We start from the raw sequence: 16,065 nt of genomic DNA, 5'->3' as shown, positions 1-16,065 counted from the left end.
AAAGTTTGCAACTTGTCAAAGAATAGCAAATAACCATATTGAAAGCCGCTATACAAAAAATGAAATTATTTTTAGAATGAAATCATCGCTAAATTCTCTCTTTCACAATATGCCTAAATCCAAACAACCGACACAAAAACAACTGATGGCTGTCATTCAAACCCAAACTGCAATTGCGAAATTGGGACTCGATTTAAATGCTGTAATGACGTTGGTCGCAGAACAAGCCCAATTGATGACTCAAGCAAAAGGGGCTGTGGTGGAGTTGGCAGAAGAGGGTGAGATGGTCTATCGTGCGGTATCAGGTGGGGCAGCACATTTATTGGGCTTACGTTTAAGTCAAGAAAATAGTTTGTCGGGCTTATGTGTTATACAAAACAAAATTTTATATTGTGAAGATAGTGAACTCGATGCACGGGTAGATAAAGTCGCTTGTCGAAAAGTTGGACTGCGTTCAATGGCGGTCGTTCCCCTGATTCATTGTGGGGATGCGATTGGTGTGCTAAAAATTTATGCAGAAAAAGTGTCAGCATTTAAAGAAGGTGACCTACAACTTTTAACTTTAATGTCGGAACTGATCGCAGCTGCAATGTATCATGCCACTCGCTTTGGGGCACAAGAGCTGTATAAGTTAGCGACGCAAGACCAACTGACAGGTTTGGCAAATCGGGCATTATTTTTAGATTGTTTGCGTCAAGGACTGCTTACAGCAAAGCAAAATAATAAAAAATTAGGTGTTTTAATGATTGATATGGATGGTTTAAAACATATCAATGATGAATATGGGCATCGACTAGGGGATATTGCTTTAAAAGAAATTGCAGATCGAATCAAAAAGTCTATTCGACATGATGACTTAGTTGCACGTTTAGGTGGCGATGAATTTGCTGTAATTTTATCTTCAGTGGAAAATCAAGCTTTAGCAAAAACTGCGATGAACCGTATTTCTGAAGCATGTGGTTTGCCTTTTGTATTTGAAAATATTGATTTAAAAATAGGGGCAAGTTTAGGCTTGGCAATTTTCCCAAAAGATGCACAGAGCATAGATCAGCTGATTGAATGTGCCGACTTAAATATGTATGAAGACAAGCGTGAAAGAAAATCAGTGAAGATGATCAACCATGAATAAGGGGTTGGATGCTGAGTTTAAGTATTTTAAAAATTGAGATTGTTGTTTTTGAAAAATTTTCAAACGATAAGGATTAATTTAAGATAATTATTGTTAGTTTATTTAAATTTAGAAAATATTTTCAATATAATTTAAATCGAGGGAAAATATTTTCAAAAAAAGAGAAATAAAACTGAAATAAGAGAAACATTTTACTTGCTATTTCAATATACTAAATTTATTCAATCAAAGCCATTTGGGAGACTGGTTTTGATTCTGCGGACAGTATCTTTAGAGGAAGGGTGCCTTTAAATATACTGTCCGCAATTTATTTTTAGTCAATATTGAATTAGATTTTTTAAAATAACATTCATTTTTTCTGCTTTAACCCATACGCTAAACTCAAACAGATGATCCATACAGGAATCAATAAAACCGCAATACGCATATCGGGTGTTAACCACATAATGACTAAAATACTGAGCATAAAGGCGATACAAATATAATTACTCAGTGGATAGGCAATGGTGGGAAAAAGTGTATTGTGCTTAAGTTGTTGCATTTTCTGTTTAAATTTAAGATGGGTACATGCCAACATCATCCAATTGATCACAATGGCGGATACGACCAAACTCATCAGTAATTTAAAAGCTTTTTCGGGGAAAATATAATTCAACACAACACAAATTAAAGTGACGAATGCAGACGTCAAAATCGCGGCATAGGGAATACCACGTTGATTAATTTTACGAAGGAACTTAGGTGCATTGCCTTGTTCTGCGAGTCCAAGTAACATGCGACTCGTACCATAACTTGTTCCGTTATAGACTGAAATGGCTGCTGTGAGCACGACAAAATTTAAAACAGTGGCAACACCTTGACTGCCCAAAGAGTCAAAAATCAAGACAAAGGGACTACCACCTTCAGCGATTTGATTCCAAGGAAATAACGATAGTAAAACTACAATGGTTAAGACATAAAAGAGTAAAACACGATAAACGATCTGATTGACTGCTTTAGGAATGGTTTTGGTTGGGTCTTTGGTTTCTGCTGCAGCAATCCCGACCAATTCAATACCACCAAAGGAGAACATGATAATCGCCATTGCCATGACTAAGCCAGTCAAACCATTCGGAAAAAAGCCGCCCAAAGCCCATAAATTGGAAATGGATGCGGTTTCACCTGCGTGACCACTCGCGAGTAGCCAAGCCCCGAAGCCGATCATACCGATGATTGCGACAATTTTGATGATTGAAAATAAAAACTCCATTTCACCAAAAACTTTGACATGCACTAAGTTGATTGCATTGATTAAGACAAAAAAAGCGAGTGCAGACATCCATGTTGGAATGTCAGGCCACCAATAATGTATGTATAAACCGATGGCGCTGAGTTCTGCCATACACACTAAAATATTGAGTACCCAATAATTCCAACCTGACATAAAGCCTGCAAAAGGGCTCCAAAATTTATAGGCAAAATAACTAAAAGAGCCGCTAACAGGTTCTTCGACCACCATTTCACCAAGTTGGCGCATCATAAAAAAGGCGATTAAACCTGCGATGGCATAACCTAAAATAACCGAGGGACCTGCAAGTTTAATGGTTTGTGAAATACCAAGAAAAAGCCCAGTCCCGATCGAGCCGCCCAAAGCAATGAGTTGAATGTGACGGTTACTTAAGCCATGTTGAAGTTGGCTTTGCTTTTGCGATGACATAAATGATCCATTTATGTAGTAGGTGAGATTGTGCAGCAGCACAGAAATAAGTGTAATTGATACTATAATAAAAATTTATACATTTATAAAATTTTATTTATAAATGTTCGGTATGCACTATCTAAAAATGTATAAAATATATGTCGTGAGGATATGAACATTTGTAAAGCGAAAAACTGCGTATTACCATAATAAGAATTTAAATACATTCCAAAGCATGACGCATGAGAATAACCGCTTGGTATACATTTCGCAGATTTGTCTACAACAACTTACATAATGATGACTACGAAACCAAGTTTAGCCGTGCAGTCAACTTCTTACTGATTTTTTTGATTATTGGTAATGTGATCGCTGTTTTACTCGAATCCATTAATGATATTTATAAGGTATATCGCGTTTATTTTGATACTTTTGAAAATATTTCCATCGTGGTGTTTAGTCTTGAGTATATCTTGCGTTTTTGGAGCGTAGTTGAAGATAAGCCTTTTGAGTCGGAATGGAAACAGCGTTGGCACTATGTGACTAGTGGTGCAGCAATTATTGATTTATTAGCAATTTTACCTGCGTATATTAACTTCTTTGTGCATATCGATTTACGTTTTCTACGAATTTTAAGATTATTGCGATTATTAAAATTAACGCGTTATTTTGTTTCATTACAGATTTTACTGCGTGTGATTGAACGAGAAAGAGGCTCATTTCAAGCCGTAATTTTTATTTTATTGATCATGATTGTGATGGCAGCCGCAGGCATTTATGTGGTTGAAAGTCGTGTACAACCTGAAGTATTTAGTTCTATTCCTGCCTCCATGTGGTGGGCTGTAGTGACATTGACCACCGTCGGTTATGGTGATGTCACTCCGATCACTCCTTTAGGGCGTTTTTTAGGTGCACTTATTACGATTCTTGGCGTAGGTTTGGCTGCATTACCCGCGGGTATTTTAGCCAATGGTTTAGCCAATGAATTAGAATTGCGAAAACAACAACTTGAATTAAAGTTTCGTGATTTATTGGAAAGTTGTGAAATTGACATCATTGATGATGAAGAAAAAATAGACAATATTCGTAGAGAAGTCGGGTTATCCACAGAACAAACGCAAGATATTGTATTACAACTGATTCGTGAACGCCGCGAAGCAGCATTAGAACGCGAGCGGAATAAATATTGTTTTTGTCCACATTGCGGGCATAAATTACCTGAATAGGTATGCTGCTCTCTATAAGAAAGCTAGAGCTTGATGAATTATATTGGTATTGAGCATAAGACAAGTCTTCATTGAGCAAGATGGGGGTTAAAGCCTTAAGAAAGCCCAATGATGATTGATAAAATTCCTGCTGCAATCAGGGGGCCAACAGGTACGCCACGTAAAACAGCAACGCCTGCAACAGTACCGATCAGCAACCCTGCGACAATATTGGGTTGATTGGTCATGAGTTTGACACCACGTCCTCCTAACCATGCCACTAAAAGACCGACAGCGATAGCAAGTAGAGATTTCCAACTAAGAAATGATTTTAAAATCGCATCACCAGGAATTTTACCACTCGCGATGGGGGTAAGTACGCCAATGGTTAAGATGACAATCCCGATATTTAAACCATGATTTTGCAATAAATAAAAATATTCGCTTAAAGGGGTGATCCGAAAGATGATCAGTACGGCAGCAGCAATGGTCACAGCACTATTATGACTAAAAAGACCACATGCCAATAAAACCAAAAGTACAATTAAGTTTAAATCAAGATGTGATGCAAAATTCATAATTCTGATGCAAAAGTGTTGGTGGGAAACATGAATAGTATAGCGATATCATCACAATAAACCGAATTTTTATCTCAAATCACAAAATCCATCATGATTCCGTTACAATAGCGAGGCTTGATTCATGGTGCATAGATGATGTTATTGGAAAAAATTTTACAGTCACAAGGTTTTGGTAGTCGTAAACATTGTCAACACTTAATCAAAAGTGGTGCGGTTCAGATAGATGGGCAAGTGATCACGGATGTAAAATTTAAAATAGCAGAACAGCAATTAAAGTTTCAGGTTTTCGCTCAACAATATCAGTACCGTGAAAAGGTTTATTTAGCACTACATAAACCACAAGACTATGAATGCTCACATCAAGCTACCCATCATTTTAGTGTTTTCGACTTAATGGATGAGTTGTTGTTAAATCGAGGTGTGCAGTGCATTGGTCGTTTAGATCAAGATACGACGGGCATCTTGTTGTTGACAGACGATGGTCAATTTTTACAGGCTTTAACTCATCCTAAAAAACATGTACCTAAAGTGTATATCGTAGAAACTGCAGATCCGATCAGCCCAATACAAATTGAACAGTTATTGCAAGGTGTGGAATTGCGCAATGAAAAAGGCATTTATGCGGCAAGTCAGGCTGAAAAACTTGCAGAAAATAAACTGTCCTTAACGATTCATCAAGGTGTATATCACCAAGTCAAACGTATGTTGGCTGCTGTGGGTAATAAAGTTATCACTTTGCATCGTCAGCAAGTGGGTTTGTTGGATTTAGGACAACTCGAACAAGGGCAATATGTCTATTTAAATGAACAACAGATTCAAGCTGCAAAAAATCAAAGTGAATGTATCGAATATTTAGGATGAATATTCACATAAAATAATACGTACCAATGTCTATTTATTTGAGAAAACAATGATAGGTACAAAACTCATCGTCACGCACAAAACCCATTTGTTCGTATAATTGATGAGATTGGTAATTGGATTTTTGGGTTTCTAAACTAATGCGTAAAGCATTTTCATGTCGGGCAAATAAAATGGCAGTATCGATCAACTGTTTTGCTGAACCTTGGCGTCGATAGATCGGTGTAACATAGACGTCATCTAAAATATAATAGGTTGAACATGCTAAAGATGAAAAGCCAAGATAAAGTAAAATAAAACCAGTAATGACGTCATCTTTAATATGAATAAAAATAACACTTTGTTGATTTTCAAAACGTTGTTTTAAAAAATGATAAGATTCAGATGTATTTGAAGATGCACCATAAAACTGGCGATACTCATCAAACAAAATTGCAAGTTGTTGCAAGTCACTTTCAGTAGCACGTTTTACGATCATTTTTTCTCTCTTTGTTTTGTTATCGTGGTAAAGAGAGCATAACGAAAAAAATGAATATTCAATCAAAAAAATTGTTTAGAAATAAGACACTGTTAAGTTTTGTCACTTTTTTCATTCAGGATCGCATTCAACTCAGCAAAAATATCGTCTTCATCTAAATGTGAAAGAGGGCTGTCTTCTATAGATTGCGCTTGCTCTTGTTTGATTTTTTTTAATTTCAATAACTGTTCCATATTGATATTTTGATTTTCAATCGCAAAAGGGATGGATTTGGTTAAAACCACTTGTTTGAAAAAAAGACGAACTGCTTGTGCAGGCGTAATGCCTAATTGCTTGAAAACAGCAAAAGCCTGTTTTTTTTCTTGTGAATCAAGGCGTACTTGATAGACTTCGGTTTTTCGCATGAATGAGCCAAAATTTGCTGTCGTTTGGATGTTTCATTTTAATCAAACTAAATGTAATTTCAATGATTAGACATGAAAAAACACAAAATTGTCATTACAATGTCATTCAATTGTCAGTTCTTTTAAAGAAGTGAAGTGCATTTCTTTTTGGCTGATCGGGTCTTTAAACCATAATTCTTTTGCAAGCAGTTGCAGGGGATGAGAAAAATCAGCCTCATTCTTATGCATCACGGTGGGGTAAAACGGATCATTTTTTATAGGAATATGTAAGTGATTTAAGTGCACACGCAGTTGATGTTGTTTACCTGTTTCAGGATGAAGTTGGTATTTTGCCCAAGTGTGATTATGGTCTAGTAATTGAATTTTTGTACTAGAGTTGATCTCGCCATCAACGATACGCATGGTATAAAAGGGCTGCCCTTTTTCCATTCTAAGCTTAACTTCTTGAGGAAATATGAGTTCAGGGCGATAAGCTGCAATGGCATGATAGACTTTTTGCACTTGTCGTTCAGCAAATAATTGCTGATATATTCCCCGTGTCTGAGCACATTTTGAGATTAAAACAATGCCTGCTGTTTCACGATCTAAACGATGGATTGGGGTTAAATCAGGATTATTGGTGGCTTTTTTTAACCGTACCAATAAAGTTTCTTGCAGATATTGCCCTGTAGGGCTGATGGTTAAAAAATGTGGTTTATCGACCGCAATAAAATGATCATTTTCAAATAATATGTGTTCTTGAAATGGAACATGAATTTCATGTTCTAAAAAACGATAATAAAAAATATGACTATTTTCAAGATAAGGCGTATTGAGCGTTAAGATCTGACCATATTCATCAAAAATAAGTTGATCTTGGAAACGTTGTTGCCATTCGTGTGCTGCAATATGTGGAAATTTTTCACATAAATAATCAAATAATTTTCCCGTGGGTTGTGTAAGTTTAGGAAGATAGACTTGACTGGCATTCACCCCGCCAATCATCGGTGGCTTAAATTTTGCGGTGGACATAAATCGGTAATTTTAAGCTAAAAAGGTCGTATCGATTTTAGATAAAATTGAAGCCAGATGCAGTATTACATTTAAAATAATACCTTTGAAAGTGAAAAAAATGACAGGGCATTTCTAAGCCACGATCTTTTTTAAATGAAAATTACATGAAATATTTTGTTTCACTACAGTAATTTTTACATTGAAAGCTATGAAATGTTATGATGTTGGTCTGTTTTCACCATGCCGTGCCAAATATGCAGTATTCAGTTAAATTAAATCTCAGCAACGAACAAGATACTCAAAAACTCGCCCGTATTTTGGCGGAAAATTTTGCAAAAGGTGTGATTTATTTGATTGGCGATTTAGGTGCAGGTAAGACGACACTGACACGTTATTGGTTGCAACAATTGGGGCATCAAGGTGCAGTGAAAAGCCCGACTTATACTTTGGTTGAACCCTATAAAATCAACCATAAAGATGTTTTTCATTTTGATTTATATCGTTTAAACGACCCTTATGAACTTGAACTTATGGGGATTCGTGACTATTTAGATATTGAGAATGCTTTATTTTTATTTGAATGGCCATCTAAGGGGGGGGATGAAATTCCACAAGCAGATTTGATTTTAAACATTTTAAAAACGGATCATGAAGAGATGCGAGAGGTCATTCTTGAACTGAATGATGTTGCACTTTATACACAATTACAGGATCATTACGCATAGGTTTCGGCATGTCGACAGTGGAATCTAGCCAAAAAAGAATTCATACGTTACACCCTGCACTTGCCAATCAAATTGCAGCAGGTGAGGTGATTGAACGCCCGTCTTCAGTGGTGAAAGAATTACTTGAAAATTCAATTGATGCGGGTGCAACTGAGCTGATCATTCGTGTGGCGAATGGCGGCAGTACCTTGATTGAAATCATTGACAATGGTCAAGGTATTCACGCAGAAGATTTAGCACTTTCTGTGACACGGCATGCGACCAGTAAAATTCAAACTGCCGATGATTTACAAGCGATTGTGAGTTTGGGTTTCCGTGGTGAAGCATTGGCTTCAATTGCGGCGGTGTCACGTTTGACATTGAGCAGTAGTCAGGATGAATCAGGTGTTGGTTATCAAGTTGAAGTCAATGGCACAGCTTTTGATCATCAAGAAATTCAAGCCATTGCAGCGCAAAAGGGCACACATATTCGGGTACAAGATTTATTTTTTAATGTACCTGCACGACGTAAATTTTTAAAAAAACCGAATACCGAATTTGGACATATTGAAGAAATTGTTCGACGTCTTGCTTTGACTCATTTTGATATTCGTTTTGTGTTGGAGCATAACGAGAATATTCGTTTGAATCTTCCCATTGCGGACAGTGGTGAGCTGCGTTTCCAACGTGTGCAACAGTTGCTCGGTCGTCAATTCACTGAAAATGCGTATTGGATCGATGCAGATAGCATCAGTATGCGTCTGTCAGGTTGGCTTGGACATCCATCCGATGCACGCGCTCAAGCCGATTTACAATATGTGTATGTGAATGGGCGTATCGTTAAAGATAAAACTATTTCTCATGCACTGCGTATGGCATATGATGGGATTTTGCATGGACATCAACATGCGGCATATTTGTTATTTTTAGAAGTTGATCCTGAAAATATTGATGTGAATGTGCATCCAACTAAGCATGAAATTCGTTTTTTAAATCAACGTGAAGTGCATGAATTTGTACGTCATTTTGCGAAAGAAACATTGTCACAGTTTCAAACCGCAACAGCTGATTTATCGAGTGCTATGAAAGTTGAGCAGGTGCAAGAGCAGAGTCAATCGGTTCAACCGCGTTATCAAGAACAATTTCAATTACACCGTGATACTACAGTAACTTCACAAGTTTCGCAGGAAAATAGCCTAAGTGATCAGAGGGATTGTAATTCTCCTGAACCTGAAGCATTAACTGATTTTAGTTCAAATCAGCCACACGCTGTGCACTATCAACCACAACAGCAATATCGTGGCACACAGCAGCTCAATAATGCGTTAAAAAGTTATCTTACGCCTTTACGTGAAACATCCGATATAGAGGTGAATAACGGGCTATCTGATCAAGCTTCATTTGATCAATCAGTTGCAGCGCTAAATGCGATGAAGCGAACAACAGTTGATGAATATCCTTTAGGGATTGCAATTGCCCAACTACATGGCATTTATATTTTGGCGCAAAATACAGAAGGTTTGATCATTGTTGATATGCATGCAGCCCATGAACGTATTTTGTTGCAACAAATGAAAATGGCATGGGATAAACCTGAATTTTGGACATCGCAGCAGCTGTTGATTCCAAAAGTGATTTCTATTACCCGAATGCAAGCCACAAGAGTTGAAGAATTAAAGCCGCAACTTGAACGTTTAGGTCTAGATATTGACCAATATGGTGATGAACAAGTGATTGTTAGAGGGGTGCCTGCTATTTTACATAAGGCGGACTTTGCAGCACTTGTGCCAGAGTTACTCAATGATTTAGACCCAAATGATGAAGCACAAGCACTGCAACAAAAACGTGATCATATTTTGGCAGGTATGGCATGTCATGGTGCGGTACGTGCACATCGAATGTTAAGTTTATCTGAAATGAATGCTTTGCTACGTCAGATGGAACAAACCGAATTTGCCAGTCAGTGTAATCATGGTCGTCCAACATGGCGGGCATTTCCATTGGCACAATTAGATAAATTATTTGCTCGAGGAGAGTAGTTGTTCATGTCAAATCAAATGCCTGTTATCAATTTAATGGGACCTACTGCAAGTGGTAAAACCGCTTTGGCATGTGAACTCTATGAGCGTGGTAATGTGGAGCTGATCTCGGTGGATTCAGCTTTGGTTTATCAAGATATGGACATTGGAACAGCCAAACCAACCAAAGCAGAGCAGCAACAATATCCGCATCATCTCATTGATATTATTAGCCCTTTGCAAGTATATTCTGCGGCTGAATTTGTTGAAGACGCATGTGCTTTGATTGATGATATTCATGCACGCGGCAAAACACCTGTGCTTGTAGGTGGCACAATGTTGTATTTTAAAGCCTTACTTGAAGGTTTGTCTTCAAACTTACCGAGTGCAGACTATGCAGTACGTGCTGAAATTGAAGCCCAAGCTGAAGCTGAGGGCTGGCAAGCTGTGTATGAGGAATTAAAAGCAGTTGACCCGCTTGCGGGTGAAAAATTCAAAGTGAGTGATAAACAGCGCATCATTCGTGCACTAGAAGTATATAAGTTGACAGGGCAAGCGATTACAAAATTACAAGCAGAACAACCTAAAAATGTCGCATACCGTTACAGTTTTCATAATTATGCTTTGTGGCCAGATCGGGTAGAATTACATCAGAGAATCGCGCTTCGTTTAAAAAATATGTGGGAAATCGGATTTTTAAATGAGGTTGAGGCTTTGATTGAAAAATATAATCTTAATGATAATTTGCCATCAGCACGTTCGGTAGGTTATCGTCAAGCTTTAGATTATCTAAAAAATAGTGACAGAAGTCTTAAAAGCAAGCAAGAAATGGAGGATAAATCATTATACGCAACACGACAATTAGCTAAACGTCAATACACTTGGTTACGTTCTTTGCAAGAATCTCACCAATTTAAAACCTATTTGACTATAAAGCAAGCTCAAGAAGACTTGCGAAACTTACATGGATAAAGCAAAATTTACCTACTATCTTTTTTATAAATTTTAATTGAAAAATAAAGATAGTTTTTGCGCTGATATTTAATTTTTTTTTTGGAGTATAAAATGTCTAAAGGTCAAACTTTACAAGATCCGTTCTTAAATTCTCTCCGTAAAGAACGTATTCCAGTTTCTATCTTTCTTGTAAACGGTATTAAACTACAAGGGCATATTGAATCTTTTGACCAATACGTTGTGTTATTAAAAAACACTGTAAGCCAAATGGTTTATAAACATGCGATTTCTACAGTTGTTCCAGCACGTAATCCACGTCCTGCTGGTGCGCCTGCTGGTGCACCTGGTCAAGCAGCTGGTGGCTTCGGTGGTCAAGGTGGCTTCGGTGGTCAAGGTGGCTTCGGTGGTCAAGGTGGCTTCGGTGGTCAAGGTGGCTTCGGTGGTAACCAAGGTGGCTTTGGTGGTCAAGGTGGCTTCGGTGGTCAAGGCGGCTTCGGTGGTCAAGGTGGCTTCGGTGGTAACCAAGGCGGCTTCGGTGGTCAAGGTGGCTTTGGTGGTCAATCAGCTTCTGGTTTCGAAGGCGAAACGAAGTTTGAAGATTCACAAGATGACGAAAACAATCGTTAATTTATAATTTTGACATGAATTAAATTTTAATTGATGTATTGAAATGGGTGCTTTGAAAGCGCCCATTTTTTTATATATTGAAAATAGCACTAAAATGATTGTAGAGACCTATATGCTACTCAATTCATTGATCAAGTTTGTTTGTACTAAAAATAATATTCAATTATAGATAACCAATAAATGCCCAATGCGTTGACTGTAAATCACTCTAGAGTGAATCACAGCAAAAACTGTATTGTTGAATTTGGCTGATATTTAATTTTTGTACATATGGAACAACTTTAAAGTATTCCTATGCATGAGCTAGTGGAATTTCGTTATTTTGTTACATTATTACCTTCAACATCTGTTTGTGCTTATGGGAAGTGCTATAAGTAGGCTGTTGAGCATTTTAATTTTTCATAAAAAGTAAGTGTTTATAAATAATAATTTTTTGAATCTACGATTTTAATTAAATCTAATATTGTAAATGGCGATGCTATTTTGAAGATATATTGAATGGTTTAAAGTGATTTGTTAAATATTGCATTTTGATTTTAAGTGTGATTTAACTACTTTTATAAAAAACCAGCCAATTTAGACTGGTTTTTTATTGTTGATAAAATTATTGAGCTTGATTATTTTTATCATCTAAGCTTTTATCTTTGATTTCAACATAGGTGTTGGCACGTAATTCACGCAACCAGCCATCAAGTTCAGAGTCAAATTGACGCTCACCTAAAATTTGACGTGCCATTCGTTTTTGATATTCGGCAGTCATGTCTTGTTTGCGAATATCTTGCACTTGTAAAATGTGCCAGCCGAACTGTGTTTCAAACGGTTGGCTGATTTCACCTGCAGGTGTATTTTGCATGACTTTGTCAAATTCAGGCACCATCATCCCAGGGCTTACCCAACCTAAGCTACCGCCATCACGTGCTGAACCTGGGTCATTTGAGTATGTAGCTGCAAGTGTGGCAAAGTTATCACCTGCTTTTAAGCGGTTAAAAATACTCTCAGCACTTTGTTTAGCATTTTCAGGTGTTACGACTTCAGACGTCTTAATTAAGATATGACGTGTTTCGTATTGTGTAACTAAAGCTTTTTGTTCGTTACCTTTACGTTCAATGAGCTTGAGAATATGTAAGCCATCTTGTGCTTTGATGAGGTCTGTCGTTTGCCCTGCATTTAAAGCGCTCACGCGTGCTGCAAGTTCAGCAGGGATGTCTGATAATGGACGGAAACCCATATCAGCACCTTCGACTTGAATGTGTGCATTGCTAAATTTTTGTTCTAGCGCTTTAACGTCATTGCTAGTATTGAGCTCAGCTTTGATTTGCTTTGCTACATTTTCAAGTTCATTGGCATTGGCATCACCTGAAATACGTACATGAATGACATGTGCTTGACTGCCAACAGCGGCTTGTCCTTCAGGTGATTTTAAGAAGTTTTCTACGTCTTGGTCTGAAATTTTAATGCGTGACATGACTTGTTGTTGACGTAAACGTTGAATGAGTAAATCATCTGAAATACGGTTACGTAAACCTTCATAAGTGCCTGGAGCCATTGCATCTAGTTTTTGTTGAAATGCTTCGAGTGAGTTTGAACCTGATTGATTTGCGACTTTTAGTACTGCATCATTTAAAGTTTTTTCGTCAATTTTTAAATTATAGCGTTTGACTTGTTCCAATTGTGCATTTTGAATAATCAATTGATTTAAGATTTGGCGTTGTAAAAACTGTGCAGGTGGAACTTCTTTTTTTTGTGCTTGTAGCTGGTGAGTAGCTTCAGCCATTCCTTGTATTAAGTCGCTTTTTAAAATTGCACGATCGCCAACCACTGCAATGACTTGGTCAGTGGGTGCAGCAAATGTCGGCATTGATGAAGAAATAAACAGTGCGAGAGCGGTAGCCTTAAAAAGTTGTTTTAAATTTTGCGTCTTCATTAATGTGTCCAAGTTTGATTAATTTTATCGAAGCCTAAGATACGATTTTCAAGCAATGAGCTTAATTTGTTATTTAAGCCACCTAAGCCTTTTAATGTAAATTCTACCATGACTGCACGTTTAGGTTTGACATCAGGGTCATTTACATTATCTAAATCATTAAAATATTCACGGCCATAGAGTGATACACCCCAACAGCATGACTCATAATTCACACCAGCAAGATATTCACGTGCGACATTATTGTCCATGTCATATTGAACATGGCCCATAATACGCCAATTGTCTTTTACAGGTTGTATAAATGATGCAACGACTTGGTCGTACTTGTCTTGTCGGTCTGGTAAATAATCACGGTAGAAATAGCCAATATTGTACAGGTTACCTTTATCGCCTGTGTAATACAGTTGGAAATCACGTTGTGCATTATCGCCATTAGACATCCACGCTGAGTTAGCGCTGACTGTAAAGTTTTCTGTTAGTTGACTAGATAGGCTAAGCACAGGACCAGACTGGTGGTCTGTGTCAAATTCATCCTTTTGGTTTTCATAGTCATTTAAGGTTACACGGCGGTCTGAAAAGTAGAAGCTTTGACCAATACCTGCACGTAGACGCTCTAAACCTACGGTATCAAATAAGCTATAACTTACCCCTAAAGAGAGGAAGTTGTTATCTTCTAGTCGGTCATGTCCATAGAAGCGACGTGGGTTAAACAATTGATCATAACTGATCGATGCAGTGGTAGAGTCAAAGTTTGGATAACCATTTTGATTTTCATAAGGTGCGTACGCATAAAATGCACGTGGGCTAATGGTTTGTAAATATTTGCCTTCACGTTCAAAGGTTAAACCTGTATCGAACGTAAACTCTGGGACGATTACGGATTTATTTTTATTATCATTGCTTAGGTTTGAATTGGTCGCATCGATACGATCAATGGTTTTTTGATCATAAAAAGTATTTAAAGTACGTACACTGGCTTGAGGAATTGCAAAGCCCCACGGGTTACGGAAATTATAACGTGCCGTGAACTCATTATACAGTCGTGTACCACTGGGTTGGTAGACGGAAGAATTTGTACTATTGATCTGATTAAAATCATTAATATCTTTTTGGAAGTACGCAGTATCGTTATTAAACTCAAATTGTAAGCCTTGCGGATTTCCTTTGACATAATTGACCAATAACTGCGGTAAACGTGCATAGGGTTTGTCGACATCAGGAATACTTTTATCTAGGGTTTGGAAGTCTTCGACACGTAATTTGGCATTTAAACCCGGAATACCATGCCCATAATTTAACTCCCAAGCGCGACGTTGATTTAACTCGGTACGTGAGTTGGGGTCACTGTCTAAGTCGGAGAAAAAGTCTTTATCTGAAACGTAGTTATATTCTAAATTAGTTGACCATTGGTCGTTGATTTGCCAAGCATGCAGTAAATGTAAGTCTTTACGATCTTGATCATCATATTCTTTGTCAGAAGGTAAGTAGCTTCCCCAAATACGACCTGCACCAAAATCTTCTGTTAAATAACGAAATGCAGCTGATGCATGTACACCACGGTCGCTGATCACGCGAGGGGTAATGGTTGCATCATAATTTGGTGCTAAGTTTAAATAGACAGGGACGGAAACCTCCACACCCCCATCATTGGTAAAACCGAAGGTTGGGTTGAGGATCCCTGTTGTACGGCGGTCATCAATAGGAAAGTTAAAATACGGTACAGCTAAAACTGGAGTATCTTTGATATAAAGTTTCGTGCCACGAGTAACACCACGACCTGTATCTTGGTTAAGTTCAATCTGTTTGGCTTTGATTTGCCATGTTGGTGATTGTTCTGGTGGGCATGTACTATAGCTTGCATCTTCGAGTACGACTGTGCTTGGTGAGGTTTTTTCAATTTTTTTTGCATGCCCATGGGCATGGGTTGCTTCAGCAATATAAAAGCTATTATTGAGTTCGCCAGTTTGTTCTTTTAAGTTGTAGTCAATTTGGTCACTTTGTGCGATTAAACCACCTTGTGCCATTTGCACATTGCCTTTGGCTTTAGCAAAAGTTTGGGTTTTGTCGATCACAACTTCATCAGCACGTACCATGCGTCCATTTTGGTCAATCACGACATCGCCTGTAAGCGTGGAGTCACCATTTGGATTGTAATAGCCATGATCGGCTGTAATGATGGAGGTGGTTTCTTCAGGTGGTGCTGCTTTTTGATCGGTATTAAATGGTGTGACCCAAACACCATCACAGTAGCGGTTGCTAGCATTGTCAATATTGCGCACTTGTGCTTGTGCTGAATCTTTATTGACATAGTATTGAGCGTAAAAATTCTGTCCAGGATAACTTTCCTGAAGGGCAGACTTTAATGCTTCATTATCTACCGCTGGTGCAGTGTCCGTAGCTTCGGCATAGCTGGATACTGAACTTCCGCAAAGAAGTGTCAAAATAGCAGTCGCTAAAGGATTAAATTTAAACTGATGCTTCATTTGTCTCATTAACCAAGTATGCA

At 37.8% G+C, this 16,065-nt stretch carries 14 protein-coding genes; 7 read left to right on the top strand and 7 right to left on the bottom strand.

Annotation, left to right across the window (positions count from 1 at the left end):
- Positions 1-109 precede the first annotated feature (109 nt).
- On the top strand, positions 110-1,129 hold the full coding sequence (locus tag HUV91_RS06560; RefSeq protein WP_130072646.1) for a sensor domain-containing diguanylate cyclase: 1,020 nt from the start codon (positions 110-112) through the stop codon (positions 1,127-1,129).
- 349 nt (positions 1,130-1,478) lie between these two features.
- Here HUV91_RS06560 and HUV91_RS06555 read toward each other — a convergent pair whose 3' ends face one another.
- Complete coding sequence (locus tag HUV91_RS06555) at positions 1,479-2,825, bottom strand: amino acid permease (RefSeq protein WP_130072644.1); 1,347 nt, start codon at positions 2,823-2,825, stop codon at positions 1,479-1,481.
- A gap of 224 nt (positions 2,826-3,049) precedes the next feature.
- On the opposite strand from HUV91_RS06555, the gene HUV91_RS06550 reads away from it, so the two are divergent.
- The gene (locus HUV91_RS06550) at positions 3,050-4,033 is read left to right on the top strand and encodes an ion transporter (protein WP_174492910.1); all 984 of its coding nucleotides are present in this window, start codon (positions 3,050-3,052) and stop codon (positions 4,031-4,033) included.
- Positions 4,034-4,128: 95 nt separating this feature from the next.
- On the opposite strand, the gene HUV91_RS06545 is transcribed toward HUV91_RS06550, so the two are convergent.
- Complete coding sequence (locus HUV91_RS06545; RefSeq protein WP_174492909.1) at positions 4,129-4,590, bottom strand: DUF441 domain-containing protein; 462 nt, start codon at positions 4,588-4,590, stop codon at positions 4,129-4,131.
- 138 nt (positions 4,591-4,728) lie between these two features.
- On the opposite strand from HUV91_RS06545, the gene HUV91_RS06540 reads away from it, so the two are divergent.
- Positions 4,729-5,454, top strand: a complete 726-nt coding sequence (locus HUV91_RS06540; protein WP_130073033.1) for a pseudouridine synthase — start codon at positions 4,729-4,731, stop codon at positions 5,452-5,454.
- 34 nt (positions 5,455-5,488) lie between these two features.
- Here the strand turns inward: HUV91_RS06540 and HUV91_RS06535 are convergent, their stop codons facing one another.
- The 3 genes from HUV91_RS06535 to HUV91_RS06525 form a co-directional block, all read right to left on the bottom strand.
- Positions 5,489-5,932: a GNAT family N-acetyltransferase gene (locus tag HUV91_RS06535; RefSeq protein ID WP_130072638.1), complete on the bottom strand. Its 444-nt coding sequence runs from the start codon at positions 5,930-5,932 to the stop codon at positions 5,489-5,491.
- Positions 5,933-6,024: 92 nt separating this feature from the next.
- Entirely contained in the window at positions 6,025-6,336 is a 312-nt protein-coding gene (locus HUV91_RS06530; RefSeq protein ID WP_174492908.1) for a type II toxin-antitoxin system RelB/DinJ family antitoxin, read from the bottom strand.
- A gap of 102 nt (positions 6,337-6,438) precedes the next feature.
- Entirely contained in the window at positions 6,439-7,347 is a 909-nt protein-coding gene (locus HUV91_RS06525) for a pseudouridine synthase (RefSeq protein ID WP_174492907.1), read from the bottom strand.
- A gap of 236 nt (positions 7,348-7,583) precedes the next feature.
- Here HUV91_RS06525 and tsaE point away from each other — a divergent pair, with 236 nt between their 5' ends.
- The 4 genes from tsaE (at position 7,584) to hfq (ending at position 11,632) form a co-directional block, all read left to right on the top strand.
- Positions 7,584-8,054, top strand: a complete 471-nt coding sequence (gene tsaE, locus HUV91_RS06520) for a tRNA (adenosine(37)-N6)-threonylcarbamoyltransferase complex ATPase subunit type 1 TsaE (protein ID WP_174493600.1) — start codon at positions 7,584-7,586, stop codon at positions 8,052-8,054.
- An 8-nt stretch (positions 8,055-8,062) separates the two neighbouring features.
- Positions 8,063-10,072 (top strand): DNA mismatch repair endonuclease MutL, encoded by a 2,010-nt coding sequence (mutL, locus tag HUV91_RS06515; RefSeq protein WP_174492906.1) that lies wholly within the window; start codon positions 8,063-8,065, stop codon positions 10,070-10,072.
- A 6-nt stretch (positions 10,073-10,078) separates the two neighbouring features.
- Positions 10,079-11,023 (top strand): tRNA (adenosine(37)-N6)-dimethylallyltransferase MiaA, encoded by a 945-nt coding sequence (gene miaA, locus HUV91_RS06510; RefSeq protein ID WP_174492905.1) that lies wholly within the window; start codon positions 10,079-10,081, stop codon positions 11,021-11,023.
- 93 nt (positions 11,024-11,116) lie between these two features.
- Entirely contained in the window at positions 11,117-11,632 is a 516-nt protein-coding gene (gene hfq, locus HUV91_RS06505) for an RNA chaperone Hfq (protein WP_174492904.1), read from the top strand.
- A gap of 604 nt (positions 11,633-12,236) precedes the next feature.
- On the opposite strand, the gene HUV91_RS06500 is transcribed toward hfq, so the two are convergent.
- Together HUV91_RS06500 and HUV91_RS06495 are read right to left on the bottom strand one after the other, a co-directional pair.
- Positions 12,237-13,556 (bottom strand): peptidylprolyl isomerase, encoded by a 1,320-nt coding sequence (locus HUV91_RS06500; protein WP_130072624.1) that lies wholly within the window; start codon positions 13,554-13,556, stop codon positions 12,237-12,239.
- Positions 13,556-16,042, bottom strand: coding sequence for an LPS-assembly protein LptD (locus HUV91_RS06495; RefSeq protein WP_174492903.1), 2,487 nt, complete (start codon positions 16,040-16,042; stop codon positions 13,556-13,558). The genes HUV91_RS06500 and HUV91_RS06495 overlap by 1 nt, the downstream gene beginning before the upstream one ends.
- Positions 16,043-16,065 lie beyond the last annotated feature (23 nt).

This window comes from Acinetobacter sp. Marseille-Q1623 (genome assembly GCF_902809895.1).
In the GTDB taxonomy this organism is placed as follows: domain Bacteria; phylum Pseudomonadota; class Gammaproteobacteria; order Pseudomonadales; family Moraxellaceae; genus Acinetobacter; species Acinetobacter piscicola_A.
This window is presented reverse-complemented; position numbering and strand designations above follow the sequence as displayed.

Bases quoted from the DNA above. Each gene is read 5' to 3' on its own strand.
- HUV91_RS06560 (WP_130072646.1), top strand. From the start codon at position 110: ATGCCTAAATCCAAACAACCGACACAAAAACAACTGATGGCTGTCATT.
- HUV91_RS06555 (WP_130072644.1), bottom strand. From the start codon at position 2,825: ATGTCATCGCAAAAGCAAAGCCAACTTCAACATGGCTTAAGTAACCGT.
- HUV91_RS06550 (WP_174492910.1), top strand. From the start codon at position 3,050: ATGAGAATAACCGCTTGGTATACATTTCGCAGATTTGTCTACAACAAC.
- HUV91_RS06545 (WP_174492909.1), bottom strand. From the start codon at position 4,590: ATGAATTTTGCATCACATCTTGATTTAAACTTAATTGTACTTTTGGTT.
- HUV91_RS06540 (WP_130073033.1), top strand. From the start codon at position 4,729: ATGTTATTGGAAAAAATTTTACAGTCACAAGGTTTTGGTAGTCGTAAA.
- HUV91_RS06535 (WP_130072638.1), bottom strand. From the start codon at position 5,932: ATGATCGTAAAACGTGCTACTGAAAGTGACTTGCAACAACTTGCAATT.
- HUV91_RS06530 (WP_174492908.1), bottom strand. From the start codon at position 6,336: ATGCGAAAAACCGAAGTCTATCAAGTACGCCTTGATTCACAAGAAAAA.
- HUV91_RS06525 (WP_174492907.1), bottom strand. From the start codon at position 7,347: ATGTCCACCGCAAAATTTAAGCCACCGATGATTGGCGGGGTGAATGCC.
- tsaE (WP_174493600.1), top strand. From the start codon at position 7,584: ATGCAGTATTCAGTTAAATTAAATCTCAGCAACGAACAAGATACTCAA.
- mutL (WP_174492906.1), top strand. From the start codon at position 8,063: ATGTCGACAGTGGAATCTAGCCAAAAAAGAATTCATACGTTACACCCT.
- miaA (WP_174492905.1), top strand. From the start codon at position 10,079: ATGTCAAATCAAATGCCTGTTATCAATTTAATGGGACCTACTGCAAGT.
- hfq (WP_174492904.1), top strand. From the start codon at position 11,117: ATGTCTAAAGGTCAAACTTTACAAGATCCGTTCTTAAATTCTCTCCGT.
- HUV91_RS06500 (WP_130072624.1), bottom strand. From the start codon at position 13,556: ATGAAGACGCAAAATTTAAAACAACTTTTTAAGGCTACCGCTCTCGCA.
- HUV91_RS06495 (WP_174492903.1), bottom strand. From the start codon at position 16,042: ATGAAGCATCAGTTTAAATTTAATCCTTTAGCGACTGCTATTTTGACA.